The 17,037-nt window shown below is 61.1% G+C and carries 16 protein-coding genes; 11 read left to right on the top strand and 5 right to left on the bottom strand.

What is annotated here, in order from left to right; translation table 11 throughout:
* Positions 1-222 precede the first annotated feature (222 nt).
* Both pap and PspCFBP13508_RS04925 read left to right on the top strand, forming a co-directional pair.
* On the top strand, positions 223-1,737 hold the full coding sequence (gene pap / locus PspCFBP13508_RS04930; RefSeq protein ID WP_016770941.1) for a polyphosphate:AMP phosphotransferase: 1,515 nt from the start codon (positions 223-225) through the stop codon (positions 1,735-1,737).
* A 103-nt stretch (positions 1,738-1,840) separates the two neighbouring features.
* On the top strand, positions 1,841-3,025 hold the full coding sequence (locus tag PspCFBP13508_RS04925) for a thiolase family protein (protein ID WP_137213861.1): 1,185 nt from the start codon (positions 1,841-1,843) through the stop codon (positions 3,023-3,025).
* 126 nt (positions 3,026-3,151) lie between these two features.
* Here the strand turns inward: PspCFBP13508_RS04925 and PspCFBP13508_RS04920 are convergent, their stop codons facing one another.
* Complete coding sequence (locus PspCFBP13508_RS04920; protein WP_130911918.1) at positions 3,152-3,343, bottom strand: DUF6316 family protein; 192 nt, start codon at positions 3,341-3,343, stop codon at positions 3,152-3,154.
* A 210-nt stretch (positions 3,344-3,553) separates the two neighbouring features.
* Between PspCFBP13508_RS04920 and PspCFBP13508_RS04915 the strand changes: the two genes are divergently transcribed.
* The gene (locus tag PspCFBP13508_RS04915; RefSeq protein ID WP_123443576.1) at positions 3,554-4,513 is read left to right on the top strand and encodes a DMT family transporter; all 960 of its coding nucleotides are present in this window, start codon (positions 3,554-3,556) and stop codon (positions 4,511-4,513) included.
* Positions 4,514-4,639: 126 nt separating this feature from the next.
* Here PspCFBP13508_RS04915 and PspCFBP13508_RS04910 read toward each other — a convergent pair whose 3' ends face one another.
* Positions 4,640-6,034 carry a class II fumarate hydratase gene (locus PspCFBP13508_RS04910; protein WP_130910330.1) on the bottom strand — a complete coding sequence of 465 codons (1,395 nt, stop codon included), beginning with the start codon at positions 6,032-6,034 and terminating at the stop codon, positions 4,640-4,642.
* 191 nt (positions 6,035-6,225) lie between these two features.
* On the opposite strand from PspCFBP13508_RS04910, the gene PspCFBP13508_RS04905 reads away from it, so the two are divergent.
* From PspCFBP13508_RS04905 to PspCFBP13508_RS04875, 7 genes are all read left to right on the top strand, one after another.
* Positions 6,226-6,741, top strand: a complete 516-nt coding sequence (locus PspCFBP13508_RS04905) for a DUF2059 domain-containing protein (RefSeq protein ID WP_137213860.1) — start codon at positions 6,226-6,228, stop codon at positions 6,739-6,741.
* 12 nt (positions 6,742-6,753) lie between these two features.
* A complete protein-coding gene (locus PspCFBP13508_RS04900; protein WP_039760066.1) occupies positions 6,754-7,053 on the top strand; it encodes a BolA family protein in 300 nt (99 codons plus the stop codon).
* 168 nt (positions 7,054-7,221) lie between these two features.
* On the top strand, positions 7,222-8,163 hold the full coding sequence (locus PspCFBP13508_RS04895) for a rhodanese-related sulfurtransferase (protein ID WP_016770934.1): 942 nt from the start codon (positions 7,222-7,224) through the stop codon (positions 8,161-8,163).
* A gap of 35 nt (positions 8,164-8,198) precedes the next feature.
* Positions 8,199-8,801 carry a DsbA family protein gene (locus PspCFBP13508_RS04890; protein WP_178084475.1) on the top strand — a complete coding sequence of 201 codons (603 nt, stop codon included), beginning with the start codon at positions 8,199-8,201 and terminating at the stop codon, positions 8,799-8,801.
* On the top strand, positions 8,794-10,611 hold the full coding sequence (locus tag PspCFBP13508_RS04885) for an ABC transporter ATP-binding protein (protein ID WP_137213858.1): 1,818 nt from the start codon (positions 8,794-8,796) through the stop codon (positions 10,609-10,611). The genes PspCFBP13508_RS04890 and PspCFBP13508_RS04885 overlap by 8 nt, the downstream gene beginning before the upstream one ends.
* A 136-nt stretch (positions 10,612-10,747) precedes the next feature.
* Positions 10,748-13,207 carry an EAL domain-containing protein gene (locus PspCFBP13508_RS04880; RefSeq protein WP_137213857.1) on the top strand — a complete coding sequence of 820 codons (2,460 nt, stop codon included), beginning with the start codon at positions 10,748-10,750 and terminating at the stop codon, positions 13,205-13,207.
* A gap of 46 nt (positions 13,208-13,253) precedes the next feature.
* Positions 13,254-14,048, top strand: coding sequence for an iron-containing redox enzyme family protein (locus PspCFBP13508_RS04875; RefSeq protein WP_137213856.1), 795 nt, complete (start codon positions 13,254-13,256; stop codon positions 14,046-14,048).
* Positions 14,049-14,150: 102 nt separating this feature from the next.
* On the opposite strand, the gene PspCFBP13508_RS04870 is transcribed toward PspCFBP13508_RS04875, so the two are convergent.
* Positions 14,151-15,077 (bottom strand): GGDEF domain-containing protein, encoded by a 927-nt coding sequence (locus PspCFBP13508_RS04870; RefSeq protein ID WP_137213855.1) that lies wholly within the window; start codon positions 15,075-15,077, stop codon positions 14,151-14,153.
* Between the two features lie 156 nt (positions 15,078-15,233).
* Between PspCFBP13508_RS04870 and PspCFBP13508_RS04865 the strand changes: the two genes are divergently transcribed.
* A complete protein-coding gene (locus PspCFBP13508_RS04865) occupies positions 15,234-15,452 on the top strand; it encodes a hypothetical protein (protein ID WP_137213854.1) in 219 nt (72 codons plus the stop codon).
* Here PspCFBP13508_RS04865 and PspCFBP13508_RS04860 read toward each other — a convergent pair.
* Entirely contained in the window at positions 15,439-16,179 is a 741-nt protein-coding gene (locus PspCFBP13508_RS04860; RefSeq protein ID WP_137213853.1) for a YciK family oxidoreductase, read from the bottom strand. The genes PspCFBP13508_RS04865 and PspCFBP13508_RS04860 overlap by 14 nt on opposite strands.
* 183 nt (positions 16,180-16,362) lie before the next feature.
* Positions 16,363-17,034 carry an N-acetylmuramic acid 6-phosphate phosphatase MupP gene (gene mupP / locus PspCFBP13508_RS04855; RefSeq protein WP_137213852.1) on the bottom strand — a complete coding sequence of 224 codons (672 nt, stop codon included), beginning with the start codon at positions 17,032-17,034 and terminating at the stop codon, positions 16,363-16,365.
* Between the last annotated feature and the right edge of the window lie 3 nt (positions 17,035-17,037).

Raw genomic sequence — 17,037 nt, 5'->3', positions numbered from 1 at the left:
GCTCGGCAAACACAAGGCGGCCATTCTAGCCGATCACGCGCGAGCTGCCTGATCCAGCACAAGACGGGATTTGGGCGTGTCAGGGAAAATTTCAAAAGATCGCAGCCTTCGGCAGCTCCTACAGGGAAACGCATTGCAAATGTAGGAGCTGCCGAAGGCTGCGATCTGTTCAGGTGCTGCAATCATCCGCTAGTCTTGCTGAACCCTGGAAGGAGCCGTCCCATGTTTGAATCCGCTGAAATCGGTCACGCCATCGACAAAGACACTTACGAGGCGGCGGTCCCTGCGCTGCGTGAAGCCTTGCTGGAAGCGCAGTTCGAGTTGCAGCAGCAGAAGCGCTTTCCGGTGATCATCCTGATCAACGGCATCGAAGGGGCGGGCAAGGGCGAGACGGTCAAACTGCTCAACGAATGGATGGACCCGCGCCTGATCGAAGTGCGCACCTTCGACCAGCAAACCGATGAAGAACTCGCGCGGCCACCGGCGTGGCGCTACTGGCGCATGCTGCCGGCCAAGGGGCGGATGGGGGTGTTCTTCGGCAACTGGTACAGCCAGATGCTCCAGGGCCGGGTCCACGGACTGTTCAAGGATCCGCGTCTGGACCAGGCCATCGCCGGCGCTGAGCGTCTGGAAAAAATGCTCTGCGATGAAGGCGCGTTGATCTTCAAGTTCTGGTTTCACCTGTCCAAGAAACAAATGAAAGCGCGGCTCAAATCGCTGGCCGACGACCCGCTGCACAGCTGGCGCATCAGCCCGCTGGACTGGCAGCAGTCGCAGACCTACGACAAGTTCGTCAAATACGGCGAGCGCGTGCTGCGCCGTACCAGTCGCGATTACGCGCCGTGGCATGTCATCGAAGGCGTCGATGCCAATTACCGCAGCCTGGCGGTGGGCAAGATTCTCCTCGAAGGCCTGCAAAGTGCGCTCAAGCGTGCCGACGTCAATCCCCACGAAGTCAGTGCCGCGCCGCTGGGCACGCCGGTCGATCAGTTGAACCTGCTCGACAGCCTCGACCTGACGCAGCGTCTGGACAAGAAAGACTACGAAGAACAACTGATCACCGAGCAGGCGCGGCTGTCCGGGCTGATGCGCGACAAACGCATGCGCCGCCATGCGCTGGTGGCGGTATTCGAGGGTAACGACGCGGCGGGCAAGGGCGGGGCGATTCGCCGCGTGGCAGCGGCGCTCGATCCGCGTCAGTACAGCATCGTGCCGATCGCCGCGCCCACCGAAGAAGAGCGCGCGCAACCGTACCTGTGGCGGTTCTGGCGACACCTTCCGGCGCGGGGCAAATTCACCGTGTTCGACCGCTCCTGGTACGGGCGGGTGCTGGTCGAGCGGATCGAAGGCTTCTGCACCCCAGCCGACTGGCTGCGCGCCTACGGCGAAATCAATGACTTCGAAGAGCAACTGGCCGATGCCGGCGTCATCGTCGTCAAGTTCTGGCTGGCCATCGACAAGGACACGCAGATGGAGCGCTTTCAGGAGCGCGAAGAGATTTCCTTCAAGCGCTTCAAGATCACCGAAGACGACTGGCGCAACCGCGAAAAGTGGGACGACTATCGCCGGGCGGTCGGCGACATGGTTGATCGCACCAGCACCGAGATCGCGCCGTGGACGCTGGTCGAGGCCAACGACAAACGCTGGGCGCGGGTGAAAGTGTTGCGCACGATCAACCGCGCGCTGGAAGACGCGTTCGAGAAATCCGACAAGAAGGCCAAAAAGCACAAGGACTGAAGCGATGGCCGCGCATACGCCGGGTGAATGATCCTCGCGGTCGGCAAGAAGGTGGACTTATGCTCAGGTCCACTCTCAACCGACAACAACAATGAGGTATGCCATGCGTGAAGTGGTGATCGTCGACAGCGTGCGGACCGGCCTGGCCAAATCCTTTCGCGGCAAGTTCAACCAGACCCGCCCCGATGACATGGCGGCCCACTGCGTCAATGCCCTGCTGACCCGCAACGATATCGACCCGGCCAGCGTCGAGGACTGCATCGTTGGCGCCGGCTCCAACGAGGGCGCGCAGGGCTACAACATCGGCCGCAACGTCGCGGTACTGTCGCGCCTGGGCACCGGCACCGCCGGCATGACCCTCAACCGTTTCTGCTCGTCGGGTTTGCAGGCGATTGCGATTGCCGCCAACCAGATCGCCTCCGGTTGCAGCGACATCATCGTTGCCGGCGGCGTCGAGTCGATCAGCCTGACCCTGAAAAGCGTCAACACTGATCACCTGATCAACCCGCTTCTCAAGCAACACACCCCCGGCATCTACTACACGATGGGCCAGACCGCCGAAGTGGTGGCGCGCCGTTACGGTGTCAGCCGCGAGGCGCAGGATCGTTATGCGCTGCAAAGTCAGCTGCGCACGGCCCAGGCCCAGGCTGCGGGTTTGTTCGATGATGAAATCGTGCCGATGGCGGTGAAATACCGGGTCGAGGACAAGAACAGCGGCAAAGTACAAATTGTCGACGGCGTGGTCGAGCGCGACGACTGCAACCGCCCGGACACCACCTACGAAAGCCTTGCCGGTTTGAAACCGGTGTTCGCCGACGACGGTTCGGTGACGGCGGGCAATTCATCGCAGCTGTCCGACGGTGCGTCGATGACACTGGTGATGAGCCTGGACAAAGCGCTGGAGCTGGGGCTCAAGCCGAAGGCGTTTTTCCGTGGCTTCACCGTGGCCGGTTGCGAGCCGGACGAAATGGGCATCGGTCCGGTGTTCTCGGTGCCGAAACTGCTCAAGGCCAAGGGCTTGCAAGTGGCGGATATCGATCTGTGGGAATTGAACGAGGCGTTCGCTTCGCAGTGCCTGTACAGCCGCGACCGGCTGGAGATCGGCAACGACAAATACAACGTCAACGGCGGCTCGATTTCCATCGGCCACCCGTTCGGCATGACCGGCTCGCGTCAGGTCGGGCATCTGATTCGGGAATTGCAGCGGCGCAATTTGCGTTACGGCATCGTCACCATGTGCGTGGGTGGCGGGATGGGGGCGAGTGGGTTGTTTGAGGCGGTGCGCTAAAGGATTGGTTGCCTGTTCAGGCCCCTTCGCGAGCAGGCTCGCTCCCACAGGTTCAGGGTGTACATAATTTCAATGTTCACCAAAATCCTGTGGGAGCGAGCCTGCTCGCGAAGGCAGCGCCACGGTTCAGCGGCTAGAATCCTGCCCCTGCATCCGCGCTATATAAGCCTGAATCTCCCGCTCGATCACCTGACCGTCATACGGCCCTTCGAGGGTATTTTCCCGGGTGCTGAAATACAGCTCGCCATTGACCCGACACACGCGGTCGCTGCGAAAACGGGTGGCGGGGGCGCTGTCCTCGGCGCGCATGGCGTACATGTCGGTCTCCCTGATCAATGCGTTGAAAAGTCTGCAATCAGCTTATGCCTGAAGCACTTGGCGCGCCTGCCAGGCCGATCAACGGCGGCGCGCCGGTTTACTGCTGCGACCTGCACAGTTTCATTCGCGGCCTGCCGGTAACTGTCCCTGTGTTGTGCTCGGTCGGGCGCCTAGAATGAGTGTTCTTGTCAGCAGGCTTTTGGGGTTCGCATGCACATTTCATCGGGGCGCTGGGTATATGGACTGTTCCTGGCGCTGCTGACCGCGTTTCTGTGGGGCATCCTGCCGATCAAGCTCAAACAGGTATTGCAGGTGATGGACCCGGTCACGGTGACCTGGTTTCGCCTGATGGTTTCCGGCGGTTGCCTGTTCATCTATCTGGCTTCGGTCAAACGCCTGCCGAGTCGCAAGGTACTCGGGCCCAAGGGCGGCTGGCTGGTGCTGATGGCGGTACTGGGGCTGGTCGGCAATTACGTGCTGTACCTGATGGGTCTCAACCTGCTCAGCCCCGGCACCGCGCAATTGGTGGTGCAGATGGGCCCGATCATGTTGCTGATCGCCAGTCTGTTCGTGTTCAAGGAACGCTTCAGCATCGGCCAGGGCATCGGCTTGCTGGTGCTGCTGATCGGTTTCGGACTGTTCTTCAATCAGCGCCTGGCCGAGCTGCTGACTTCGCTGTCCGACTACACCGCCGGCGTGCTCTTGGTGCTGCTGGCGTCGACGGTCTGGACCTTCTATGCGCTGGGCCAGAAGCAATTGCTCACGGTGTGGAATTCGCTACAGGTGATGATGGTGATCTACCTGTTCTGCGCGCTGCTGCTGACGCCGTGGGTGCATCCGCTGGAAGCGCTGAACCTGAGCCCGCTGCAGGGCTGGCTGCTATTGGCGTGCTGCATGAATACGCTGATCGCCTACGGCGCATTCGCCGAAGCACTGGCGCATTGGGAGGCATCGCGGGTCAGCGCAACATTGGCAATCACGCCGCTGGTGACGTTTGTGGCGGTGGCGATTGCGGCGCGGATCTGGCCGGACTACGTGCATGCCGAGCAGATCAATGCGCTGGGCTACGGCGGGGCGGTGCTGGTGGTGCTGGGTTCGGCGCTGGTGGCGTTGGGGCCGTCGTTGATTGCCGGGCTCAGGGCGCGGCGGGCCAGGGTTGTGCCTGGCTGATGATCGGCGGCGCCTGAATTCGCGAGCAGGCTCGCTCCCACATTTGAGCGCATTTCCAGCATGAGAATGCGGTCCACTGTGGGAGCGAGCCTGTTCGCGAAGACGGACTTTCAGGCGCTACATGACTCAGCCCTTGGCGCCAGCCTCGATCATGTTCTCCGGGCGCACCCACGCATCGAACTCTTCATCCGTCAGGTAACCCAGCTGCAACGCCGCCTCACGCAAAGTCAGCCCTTCGCTGTAAGCCTTCTTGGCGATTTCCGCCGACTTGTCATAACCGATGTGCGGGTTCAGCGCGGTCACCAGCATCAGCCCACGTTCCAGATGCTTGGCCATGGCCTCGGCATCCGGCTCGAGCCCGGCAATGCAGTGCTGCTGGAAGTTACTGCAGCCATCGCCGAGCAAACGGATCGATTGCAGCAGGTTGTGGATGATTACCGGTTTGAACACGTTCAACTGCAAGTGCCCTTGGCTCGCGGCAAAGCCGATCGCCACGTCGTTGCCGAGCACCTGACAGGCGAGCATCGACAGCGCTTCGCACTGGGTCGGGTTGACCTTGCCGGGCATGATCGAGCTGCCGGGTTCGTTGGCCGGCAGCTTCACTTCAGCGAAACCCGCACGCGGACCTGAGCCCAGCAGGCGCAAGTCGTTGGCGATTTTCATCAGCGCCACGGCGAGGGTTTTCAGCGCGCCGGACAGGGTGACCAGCGGCTCATGGCCGGCCAGTGCAGCGAATTTGTTCGGTGCGGTGACGAACGGCAGGCCGGACAGCGCAGCGAGTTCGGCGGCAATCGCCTCACCGAAGCCGTGCGGTGAATTCAACCCGGTGCCGACCGCGGTGCCGCCCTGCGCCAGCTCGCAGACCGCCGGCAGCGCCGCGCGAATCGCGCGCTCGGCGTAATCCAGTTGCGCGATGAAGCCGGACAGTTCCTGACCGAAGGTGATCGGCGTCGCGTCCATCATGTGCGTGCGCCCGGTCTTCACCAGCTTCATGTGCCGCGCCGCCAGTTCAGCGAGGCCGCCGGACAGCTCGGCAATCGCCGGCAGCAGTTGTTCCTGCACCGCTTTCGCGGTGGCGATGCTCATGGCGGTGGGGAAGCAGTCGTTGGAACTTTGCGAGCGATTGACGTGATCGTTCGGGTGTACCGGCGACTTGCCGCCGCGCGGGTTGCCGGCCAGTTCGTTGGCGCGACCGGCGATCACCTCGTTGACATTCATGTTGCTCTGGGTGCCGCTGCCGGTCTGCCAGACCACCAGCGGGAACTGCTCGTCATGCTCGCCGGCGAGCACTTCATCGGCGGCCTGTTCGATCAGGCGGGCGATGTCGGCGGGCAGGTCGCCGTTGCGGTCGTTGACCCGCGCGGCGGCTTTCTTGATCAGGGCCAGGGCGTGCAGCACCGGTAGCGGCATGCGTTCCTGACCGATGGCGAAGTTGATCAGCGAGCGTTGCGTCTGAGCACCCCAGTAAGCGTCGTCCGGGACCTCGATCTGGCCCAGGCTGTCGGTTTCGATACGGCTCATCGTGCACACTCCTGTTGGTCTGTTGGCGCAATTTAGGCCGGCGTCGGCCCGGGTGGTTCCATCGGCTCGATTGTTGACCGCAAAACCCCGCCGATCAAGCGCGGCAAGGCTCGGGGGTTGAGCCGCAGCGATTGTTAGGCGCAGAATGGTCGCCCTTGGGGTTCGACCTCGCTTTGCTTAAAGGAAACTCGATGACTCGTCTTCGCGCCATCTGTACCGCGGTTGCACTGGTTTGCGCCAGCGGCCAGGTGCTTGCCGATACCGCCAGCCACAACGCCAGTGCCGAAGCTTTCCTGACGCTGGCTCACGCTGACAAGCTGGGTACCCCGGTGTACATGCAAGTGCAGCAAATGTTCGCCCAGCGCTTTGAACAGACCAAAGCCCCTGAGTCGAAGAAAGCCGTGCTCGAAACCTATCAGGCCAAGGCCAACGCTGCGCTGGACCAGGCCATTGGCTGGAACAAGCTCAAGCCCGACATGGTCAAGCTCTACACCAGCAACTTCAGCGAATCCGAACTCAAGGATCTGGTTGCTTTCTACCAGTCGCCACTGGGCAAGAAAGTCCTGGAAAAAATGCCGCAGCTGACCCAGCAATCGGCGCAGATGACCCAGGGCAAACTGGAAAGCGCGGTGCCTGTGGTCAACAAGCTGCTCGACGACATGACCAAAGAGCTGGCCCCGGCCGCGGCGCCAGCCAAGAAGAAGTAAGCGGAGTTCGTGATGACCATGCAGCAACGCATCGAATCGACGCTGGCCCTGTTACAGCCTGAGCACCTGCAAGTGCTGGATGAAAGCCACATGCACAGCCGTGGGTTACAGACCCACTACAAGGCGGTGGTGGTCAGCGCGCAGTTCGAAGGCCTGAACCGGGTCAAGCGCCACCAGAAAGTCTACGGCACGCTCGGCGAGCTGATGGGCGAGTTCCATGCGTTGGCGCTGCACACCTACACCCCGCAGGAATGGGCAGAGATCGACGGCGCCCCGGCGTCGCCGACCTGTGCAGGAGGGGATCAGCGGTAAGCTTCAAGCGGCAAGCTGCAAGTTAAAGGCGGATGAGTTTTGGCTTGCCGCTTTAAGCTTGGAGCTTGTAGCTGCTTTTTTGCTAAAATCCCGACGCGCCGCTTAGCCGGCGCGTTTTTTTTGAATCCGGTTCACCCTTTGCGAGGGTAGCCACCTGGAGAAATACCCATGACACAACCGATTGTCGTGGCGGCACTGTACAAGTTCGTCACCCTCGAAGATTACGTTGACCTGCGCGAGCCACTGCTGCAAGCGATGGTCGACAACGGCATCAAAGGCACTCTGCTGATCGCCGAAGAAGGCATCAACGGCACGGTTTCCGGCAGCCGCGAAGGCATCGACGGCCTGCTCGCCTGGCTCAAGAACGATCCGCGCATGGTCGACATCGACCACAAGGAATCGTACTGCGACGAACAGCCGTTCTATCGCACCAAGGTCAAGCTGAAGAAAGAGATCGTCACCCTCGGCGTCGAAGGCGTTGACCCGAACAAGAAGGTCGGCACCTACGTCGAACCGCAGGACTGGAACGCGCTGATCAGCGACCCGGAAGTGCTGCTGATCGACACGCGCAACGATTACGAAGTGTCGATCGGCACCTTCGAAGGCGCCATCGATCCGAAAACCACAAGTTTTCGCGAGTTTCCCGACTACATCAAAGAACACTTCGACCCGGCGGTGCACAAGAAGGTCGCGATGTTCTGCACCGGCGGCATCCGCTGTGAAAAAGCCTCGAGCTACATGCTCGGCGAAGGTTTCGAAGAGGTTTACCACCTCAAGGGCGGCATTCTGAAGTACCTCGAAGAGGTACCGCAGGAAGAAACCAAGTGGCGCGGCGACTGCTTCGTGTTCGACAACCGCGTGACCGTGCGTCACGACCTGACTGAAGGCGACTACGATCAATGTCATGCCTGCCGCACGCCGGTCAGCGTTGAAGATCGCGCCTCCGAGCACTACGTCGCCGGCATCAGCTGCCCGCACTGCTGGGACAAGCTCAGCGAGAAGACCCGGCGCAGCGCCATCGATCGGCAAAAGCAGATCGAACTGGCCAAGGCGCGCAACCAGCCGCACCCGATCGGCTACAACTATAAGCAAGCATCCACCGAGGCTTAACCATGTCTGCGCGCCTGCTCTACGTGATGGATCCGATGTGTTCATGGTGCTGGGGGTTTGCTCCGGTGGCCAAGGCACTGGTCGAGCAGGCGCAGGCAGCCGGGGTCGAGCTGCATCTGGTGGTTGGCGGTCTGCGCACCGGCAGCGGTTCGGCGCTGGAGCCGACCACGCGGCGCTACATTCTTGAGCACTGGCAAGCGGTCACCGAAGCCACCGGCCAGCCGTTCAAGTTCGATTGCGCGTTGCCCGACGGTTTTGTCTACGACACCGAGCCTGCCTGTCGCGCGATTGTCACCGCACGCAGTCTGGCGCCGGATTGCGCGTGGACATTGGTCGGGTTGATCCAGCGGGCGTTTTACGTCGAAGGGCGCGATGTCACCCAGGCCAGCGTGCTGGTCGAACTGGCAGAGCAGGCCGGTGTGCCGCGTATCGAATTCGCCGCATTGTTCGATCATGCCGATCAGCACAAGGCGACCCAGGCCGATTTCACCTGGGTCCAGGACTTGGGCATCGCCGGTTTTCCGACCCTGCTGGCCGAGCGCAACGGCCAACTGGCGCTGCTGACCAACGGCTATCAACCGCTCAGCGAGCTGTCGCCGTTGCTCGGCCGCTGGCTGGAGCGCGCGGCCTGTGTCTGACCGCGCCGATGACACGCCAGCCGTAGAGCGTGTCGACCGGCTGAGCTGGGCTGAAGTCCGTCGTCTGGCACTGCATCACAAGAAATCCCTGTGGATCGCCAACGGCGTGGCCGTGCTGGCGACGCTGTGCAGCGTGCCGATTCCGTTGCTGCTGCCATTGCTGGTCGACGAAGTGCTGCTCGGCCACGGCGATGCCGCGCTGAAAGTCATGAACCATTTCCTGCCGAGCATGTGGCAGCAGGCGGCGGGCTATATCGGCCTGATGCTGGTGGTGACCCTGACCTTGCGTTGCAGCGCCCTGTGTTTTGGCGTGTTGCAGTCGCGGCTGTTCGCGCGGCTGGCCAAGGACATCGTCTACCGCATTCGCGTGCGCCTGATCGAGCGGCTCAAGCGCATCTCCCTCGGCGAATACGAAAGCCTCGGCAGCGGCACGGTGACCACGCATTTGGTCACCGATCTGGATACCCTCGACAAATTCGTCGGCGAAACCCTCAGCCGTTTCCTTGTCGCCATGCTGACCCTGGTCGGCACCGCCAGCATCCTGATGTGGATGCACTGGAAACTGGCGCTGCTGATTCTGCTGTTCAACCCGTTGGTGATCTACGCCACGGTGCAGTTGGGCAAGCGCGTCAAGCACCTGAAGAAACTGGAAAACGACAGCACCTCGCGCTTCACTCAGGCGCTGAGTGAAACCCTCGACGCGATTCAGGAAGTGCGCGCCGGCAATCGTCAGGGCTATTTCCTCGGGCGCCTCGGTTTGCGCGCGCAGGAAGTGCGCAACTATGCGGTCAACTCGCAGTGGAAAACCGACGCCTCGAACCGCGCCAGTGGTTTGCTGTTCCAGTTCGGCATCGACATCTTCCGCGCGGCGGCGATGCTCACCGTGCTGTTTTCCGACCTGTCGATCGGGCAGATGCTCGCGGTGTTCAGTTACCTGTGGTTCATGATCGGCCCGGTCGAACAGTTGCTCAATCTGCAATACGCCTACTATGCGGCCGGCGGCGCGCTGGCGCGTATCAATGAACTGCTGGCGCGTGCCGACGAGCCGCAGTATCCCGGCGGTGTCGATCCGTTCAAGGGGCGCGACACCGTCGGCATCGAGGTGCAAGGCCTGAGCTTCGGTTACGGCGACGAGCTGGTGCTGGATCAAATGAACCTGTCGATCCTGCCCGGTGAAAAAGTCGCCATCGTCGGCGCCAGCGGCGGCGGCAAAAGTACCTTGGTGCAGTTGCTGCTGGGACTGTACACGCCAGCGGCCGGGACTATTCGCTTCGGCGGGTCGACCCAGCAGGAGATCGGTCTGGAGACCGTGCGCGAGAACGTCGCGGTGGTGCTGCAGCATCCGGCGCTGTTCAACGACAGCGTGCGCGCCAACCTGACCATGGGCCGCATGCGCAGCGACGAAGCCTGCTGGCAGGCGCTGGAAATCGCGCAGATGGCCGCGACCATCCGCGCGCTGCCCGCTGGCCTCGACAGCATCGTCGGGCGTTCCGGCGTGCGTTTGTCCGGCGGTCAGCGCCAGCGTCTGGCGATTGCGCGGATGATTCTCGCCGAGCCGAAAGTGGTAATTCTCGACGAAGCTACCTCGGCCCTCGATGCCGCCACCGAGTACAACCTGCACCAGGCGATGGCGAAGTTTCTCCATGGCCGCACCACGCTGATCATTGCCCATCGCCTGTCGGCGGTGAAACAGGCGGACCGCGTGCTGGTGTTCGACGGCGGGCAGATCGCCGAGGATGGCGACCATCGCCAACTGATCGCCGACGGCGGTCTGTACGCCAAGCTCTACGGCAACTTGCAACAGCACTGATCGAAACCCTCGCCTGCCTGTCAGACGTTCTGCGCACGGTGAAAGCCGCGCCTTGCCTTGAACGAGAACCCCACCTAGTCTCGTCATAGCGAATTCGCCCGGAAGGCGAGCGGGCAGTGCTCATGCAAGGAATCTCATGAAGCAAAAGCAGACTCTGGGAACACCACGGTTGTTGGGTATCGTCTGGCCCTTTATTGCTGTCGTGGTGTTCCAGGCATTACTCGGGGGCGTGAGCCTTTACGTGCTCTCGGCCGTGCGTGGCTACGTGGCCGGCGAAAGCCTGTGGTCCAAGGGCCAGAAAGATGCCATCTATTACCTCAACCTCTACGCCGACAGCCGTGACGAGGCGATCTACCGCAAATACCTGACGGCGATCGCGGTGCCCCAGGGCGGCCACCAATTGCGCCTGGCGCTGGATCGTCAGCCGCCGGACCTGCAAGCGGCGCGCGAAGGTATTCTCAAGGGCGGCAATCATCCCGACGACGTGTCCAGCCTGATCTGGCTGTACCTCAATTTCCGCCACTTCAGTTATCTGGAAACCGCGATTGATCGCTGGACCATCGGCGACGCCTATCTCGACCGCTTGCACGAAGTTGCCCAGGAGATGCATCAGGGTATTTCCCGCAACCAGTCCAGCCCCGGCGATGTGCAGCGCTGGAAAGTGCAGATCTTCGCGATCAACGATGCCGTGACCCCAGCGGCGAAGGCCTTCAGCGATGCCTTGGGCGAAGGGTCGCGGGTGATCATGCGCCTGTTGCTGTTCACCAACCTGGCCACCGCGCTGGGTCTGATCGTGCTGGCGCTGTGGCGCACGCACAAACTGCTCAAGCAGCGCCATGAGTTTGCCCAGGCGCTGCAACTGGAAAAGGATCGCGCGCATATCACCTTGCAATCGATTGGCGATGGGGTGATCACCACCGACGTCAACGGCGCGATCGATTACATGAACCCGGCCGCCGAAGCGATGACCCACTGGAAAGCCGAGCAGGCGGCAGGCCTGCCGCTTTCGGCGCTGTTCAACCTGCTTGACGAAAACGCCCAGACCGAAGGGCTGACGTTGATCGAGCACATTCTCAGTGGTCAACTCAGTGGCGGCAGCGAACACTCCAAGCTGATCCAGCGTCTGGATGGCAGCACCCTGTCGGTAACCCTGGTCGGTGCGCCGATCCGCAATGCCGGCAACGTCAGTGGCACGGTGCTGGTGCTGCACGACATGACTCAGGAGCGGCAGTACATCGCCAATCTGTCCTGGCAGGCCACCCACGATGCGCTGACCGGGCTGGCCAACCGCCGCGAATTCGAATATCGCCTCGAACAGGCCTTGCACAAGCTGACGCGTCAGCCCGGGCGGCACGCGCTGATGTTCCTCGATCTGGATCAATTCAAACTGGTCAACGACACCTGCGGCCACGCGGCGGGCGATGAATTGCTGCGGCATATCTGCACGCTGCTGCAATCGGGCCTGCGCGAGGGCGACACGCTGGCGCGGCTGGGCGGCGACGAGTTCGGCATTCTGCTGGAGAACTGCCCGCCGGAGGTGGCGGAGAAGATTGCCGAGAGCCTGCGCCAGACCGTGCAGAACCTGCATTTTGTCTGGAAAGGGCGGCCGTTCCTGACCACCATCAGCATCGGCCTGGTGCATGTGGCGCAGAATCCGACCACGCTCGAAGCCTCGCTGCGTGCGGCCGACATGGCCTGCTACATGGCCAAGGAAAAGGGCCGCAACCGCGTGCAGGTCTATCACGCCGACGATTCCGAACTGTCGATGCGCTTTGGTGAAATGGCCTGGGTGCAACGGCTGCACATGGCGCTGGAAGAAAACCGCTTCTGCCTGTACGCCCAGCAGATTGCGCCGCTCAAGCCGCAACCCGGCCAGGCCGGGCACATCGAGATCCTCCTGCGTTTGCATGACGAATCCGGGCGGATGATTTTGCCTGACAGCTTTATCCCGGCGGCGGAACGGTACGGTTTGATGACCCAATTAGATCGCTGGGTAGTTCAGAACGTTTTCAAGGTTATTGCTCAGTGTATTGAACAGGAACATGAACTTCCTTTAGCGATGTGTGCGATTAATCTGTCAGGCATTACTATCGGAGATGACGCGTTTTTGCACTTCCTGCGAGAACAGTTTGTTAACTACGCTATACCCCCTGAAATGATTTGTTTTGAAATTACTGAAACCAGTGCAATCGCAAATCTTGGCAGTGCAATTCGTTTTATCAATGAACTCAAAGGTTTAGGTTGTCATTTTTCCCTGGATGACTTTTGTGCCGGAATGTCTTCATTCGCTTACTTGAAACATTTGCCTGTAGACTTCCTGAAGATCGACGGGAGTTTCGTAAAGGATATGCTGGACGACCCGATTAATCGGGCAATGGTCGAGGTGATCAATCACATCGGCCATGTTATGGGTAAGCAGACAATTGCCGAGTTTGTTGAAACTAACCAGATCGAACAGGCATTGCTTGAAATAGGTGTGGATTACGCTCAGGGTTATGTCATCGAGCGTCCGCAGTTGTTTACCTGTGACAGTTTGCAAAGTCGCCCTGCCAGACCGCAGCCGTTGTTGTTCAAAGCGCCTGGCACGTTCCGTTGAAGTCTCTCGCCGATCCTTGCCATCACAACTCAAAAGGAGCCGAACAGTGATCGACACATTCAACCGAACCGGACCCCTCATGGAAGCTGCAAGTTATCCTGTATGGGCGCAACAGCTCATCAAGGATTGCAGCGAGAGCAAGCGCCGGGTTGTCGAGCATGAACTTTATCAGCGCATGCGCGACAACAAACTCAGCGCGAAAACCATGCGCCAGTACCTGATCGGTGGCTGGCCGGTGGTCGAGCAGTTTGCCTTGTACATGGCGCAGAATCTCACCAAGACCCGCTTCGCCCGCCATCCCGGCGAAGACATGGCGCGGCGCTGGCTGATGCGCAACATTCGCGTCGAACTCAATCACGCCGACTACTGGATGCACTGGAGTCGCGCTCATGGCGTCAGCCTCGAAGATCTCCAGGCCCAGCAAGTGCCGCCGGAGCTGCACGCCCTGAGTCACTGGTGCTGGCACACCAGTTCGGCGGATTCGCTGATCGTGGCGATTGCCGCGACCAACTATGCGATCGAGGGCGCGACCGGGGAGTGGTCGGCGGTGGTCTGCTCGACCGGGGTCTATGCAGCGGCGTTCCCGGAAGAGGAGCGCAAGCGCGCGATGAAGTGGTTGAAGATGCACGCACAGTACGACGATGCCCACCCGTGGGAAGCGCTGGAAATCATCTGCACCCTGGCCGGCATGAACCCGAGCAAGGCGTTGCAGGCGGAATTGCGACAAGCGATCTGCAAGAGCTATGACTACATGTTCCTGTTCCTGGAGCGGTGCATGCAGCTGGAGACTTCGGAGCGCCTGCTGGTCAACCGCGAGCGCAGGACCGTAACCGAGAGCTGATCGAACTGTGGGAGCGAGCCTGCTCGCGAAAGCGGTGGGTCATGCAACGAATCGTTGTCTGACACTCCCTCTTCGCGAGCAGGCTCGCTCCCACAATGATTTTTAGCCGGCCATCGCCAGCCGGTTCCGCCCCTCGCGTTTTGCGACATAGAGCGCACTGTCGGCGCGGCGCAGCAAGCTGTCTGCCGACTCGCCCGGCAGTAACGTCGAGCATCCCAGACTCACGGTGATCTCGATCAACTGGCCATCGGCGAAATATTCCTCCGCCTGCGTCGCCTGGCGCAAGCGCTCGCCGACCATTGCTGCCGCTTCGCGGCCGGTGTTGGACAGCAGGATCAAAAACTCCTCGCCACCATAACGGAACACCATGTCGACGTTGCGCAGCTGTGCCTTGATCGACGCGGCAATGGCTCTGAGCACTTCATCACCAGCGCCATGGCCGTGTTCGTCGTTGACCCGTTTGAAGTGGTCGATGTCGAGCATCAGCACCGACAACGGCTGCACATGCCGGCGTGACATGTCTATCTCTCGCTGCAAGGTCTGCTCCATGGCCACCCGGTTGCCGGCGCCGGTCAACGGGTCGCGCAAGGCACTTTGGGTCGCGGCGCGGTAGAGCAGGGCGTTGCGCATCGGGTACAGCAGGCAGGACAGCAGCGACTCGAGGTCGCCCTGTTCCTTGTCGTTGAAGCGTTGATTGCGGCGAAAGACCAGCTCGCCCATGTGCTCGCCTTCGTGGCTCAGGGTGTAGCTGACCGAATGGTGGCCGCGTGCGCCGAACTCCAGGCGCAGGTCGCTGGCCTTGTGCACATAGCTCAAGGCATCCAGCGGCACCAGACGCTGGATTTCGCGGAAGAACAGGCCAAGGATGCGCTGTGGCTCCAGGCTGGTTTGCAGTTGCAGGCTCATTTGCTGACGCAGTTGCGCCAGGCTGGTCGGGCGCTCGATCAGCGCCGGTAGTTGACCGAAGCCCAGGCGCTGCAATTTGGCACTGTCAAAGTCAATTGCATGGGTCTGGGAAGGAGATTTCATATGGCGTGAGCCCCTAAGCAGTAAGTCTGTCTTACAGGCTGGGTGAGAGCGGCTATGGGCTGCGCGTCGTACTGATCCATCAGTCCCGTAGGACGTTTGGCGTAAGTTTAGTCTGCCGCAAGACGATCAGTCAGCTATCGAAATCGGCGTTGCCCCATGGCCATCACACGGCATGTTTTGAGGGAATTTAGAGCGAAACGCGTGCCATTCGGTTCGATTTTATTTAAAGCTTTTCGAATCAAAGACTTGCTGATGGATGCCGGGCGGCCGCGCTGGGTTATTGGCGGCTTTGTGACGGTTATGAGCGGCAACGGCTTGCCGCGACAGCATTCTGCCGCGGCAACAAATGCGACGTATGGCGTTATTGGGCGTTGAAAGCCTGGCCATTGACGCCCGCGCTGTCGGGACCCATCAGATAAAGATAGACCGGCATGATTTCTTCTGGTGTGGGGTTGTTCAGCGGGTTTTCCCCCGGATAAGCCTGCGCGCGCATGCTGGTGCGCGTGCCGCCCGGGTTGATGCTGTTGGAGCGCACCGGCGCGACGCCGTCGACTTCATCGGCCAGGGTTTGCATCAGGCCTTCGGTGGCGAATTTCGACACACCGTAAGCGCCCCAGTACGCGCGACCCTTGCGCCCGACGCTGCTGGAGGTGAACACCACCGAAGCATCCTGGGACAGCTTGAGCAGCGGCAGCAGGGTGCTGGTCAGCATGAACATCGCGTTGACGTTGACCTGCATGACACGCATGAAGTTTTCGCCGGAGAGTTGTTCGATCGGCGTGCGCGGGCCGATGATCGAAGCGTTGTGCAGCAGGCCGTCGAGATGGCCGAACTCGGTTTCGATCATCGCCGCCAGCGCATCATATTGATGGGGCAAGGCGGTCTCGAGGTTGAACGGGATCACCGCCGGTTGCGGGTGGCCCGCTGCTTCGATTACGTCGTAGACCTCGGTCAGATTGGCTTCGGTCTTGCCCAGCAGCAGCACGGTGGCACCGTGGGCGGCATAGGTTTTCGCCGCAGCCGCGCCGATACCGCGCCCGGCACCGGTGACCAGAATGACCCGATCCTTGAGCAATTCAGGGCGAGCGGTGTAATCAAACATAAAAACCTCATAATCCATTTCATGAAGACCTGCTTCACCCCTGTGGGGAGGGGATTTATCCCCGTTCGGCGGCGAAGCCGTCGCAAAACCTGAGTGTCACATTGCCTGGATAAAAGCGGGGGCCGCTTCGCAGCCCAGCGGGGATAAATCCCCTCGCCACACAGGGAGCTTGCAACAGTCAGGTCAGCAGCTGCACAGCGCGCTGTCGAGCACCTTGCGCAACTCCAGCGGATGATCCACCACCACGTCCGCGCCCCAGTGCCGTGGGTTGTCGTCCGGGTGGATGTAGCCGTAGGTCACCGCAGCGGTTTTGGTGCCGGCATCGCGGCCCGACTCGATATCACGCAGATCATCGCCGATGAACAGCACGGTCGACGGATCCAGATCAAGCATCTTGCAGGCGAGGGTCAGCGGCTCTGGATCCGGCTTGCTGTTCTTCACATGATCCGGGCAGATCAGCAGCGCCGAACGCTCGGCCAGCCCCAGGCGTTGCATGATCGGCTCGGCGAAGCGCAGCGGTTTGTTGGTGACCACGCCCCAGATCAGGTTGGCCTTTTCGATGTCGGCGAGCAGTTCGCCCATGCCGTCGAACAGTTTGCTGTGCACTGCGCAACCGACCAGATAGCGCTCGAGAAACTCCTGGCGCAGCTCCTCGAAACCGGGCGATTCCGGATCCATCGAGAACGTCACCGCGACCATGGCCTTGGCCCCGCCGGAAATCTCGTCGCGGATGTGCTTGTCGTTGATCGGCGGCAGACCGCGATCGGCACGCATCGCCTGGCAGATGGCGATGAAGTCCGGCGCGGTGTCGAGCAGGGTGCCGTCCATGTCGAAAAGTACCGCTCTGATGGCCATCGG

The sequence above is a fragment of the Pseudomonas sp. CFBP13508 genome, assembly GCF_005233515.1.
In the GTDB taxonomy this organism is placed as follows: Bacteria; Pseudomonadota; Gammaproteobacteria; order Pseudomonadales; family Pseudomonadaceae; genus Aquipseudomonas; species Aquipseudomonas mercuritolerans.
Note: the sequence above shows the minus strand (reverse complement) of the source record. Positions and strands in the feature narration are given on the sequence as shown.

What these genes read in the sequence shown, in the direction of transcription:
- PspCFBP13508_RS04920 (WP_130911918.1), bottom strand. Translation starts at nt 3,343, where the DNA reads ATGTACGCCATGCGCGCCGAGGACAGCGCCCCCGCCACCCGTTTTCGC.
- PspCFBP13508_RS04910 (WP_130910330.1), bottom strand. Translation starts at nt 6,034, where the DNA reads ATGAGCCGTATCGAAACCGACAGCCTGGGCCAGATCGAGGTCCCGGAC.
- PspCFBP13508_RS04880 (WP_137213857.1), top strand. Translation starts at nt 10,748, where the DNA reads ATGAAGCAAAAGCAGACTCTGGGAACACCACGGTTGTTGGGTATCGTC.
- PspCFBP13508_RS04865 (WP_137213854.1), top strand. Translation starts at nt 15,234, where the DNA reads ATGGCCATCACACGGCATGTTTTGAGGGAATTTAGAGCGAAACGCGTG.
- mupP (WP_137213852.1), bottom strand. Translation starts at nt 17,034, where the DNA reads ATGGCCATCAGAGCGGTACTTTTCGACATGGACGGCACCCTGCTCGAC.
- pap (WP_016770941.1), top strand. Translation starts at nt 223, where the DNA reads ATGTTTGAATCCGCTGAAATCGGTCACGCCATCGACAAAGACACTTAC.
- PspCFBP13508_RS04900 (WP_039760066.1), top strand. Translation starts at nt 6,754, where the DNA reads ATGACCATGCAGCAACGCATCGAATCGACGCTGGCCCTGTTACAGCCT.
- PspCFBP13508_RS04890 (WP_178084475.1), top strand. Translation starts at nt 8,199, where the DNA reads ATGTGTTCATGGTGCTGGGGGTTTGCTCCGGTGGCCAAGGCACTGGTC.
- PspCFBP13508_RS04870 (WP_137213855.1), bottom strand. Translation starts at nt 15,077, where the DNA reads ATGAAATCTCCTTCCCAGACCCATGCAATTGACTTTGACAGTGCCAAA.
- PspCFBP13508_RS04915 (WP_123443576.1), top strand. Translation starts at nt 3,554, where the DNA reads ATGCACATTTCATCGGGGCGCTGGGTATATGGACTGTTCCTGGCGCTG.
- PspCFBP13508_RS04905 (WP_137213860.1), top strand. Translation starts at nt 6,226, where the DNA reads ATGACTCGTCTTCGCGCCATCTGTACCGCGGTTGCACTGGTTTGCGCC.
- PspCFBP13508_RS04860 (WP_137213853.1), bottom strand. Translation starts at nt 16,179, where the DNA reads ATGTTTGATTACACCGCTCGCCCTGAATTGCTCAAGGATCGGGTCATT.
- PspCFBP13508_RS04925 (WP_137213861.1), top strand. Translation starts at nt 1,841, where the DNA reads ATGCGTGAAGTGGTGATCGTCGACAGCGTGCGGACCGGCCTGGCCAAA.
- PspCFBP13508_RS04895 (WP_016770934.1), top strand. Translation starts at nt 7,222, where the DNA reads ATGACACAACCGATTGTCGTGGCGGCACTGTACAAGTTCGTCACCCTC.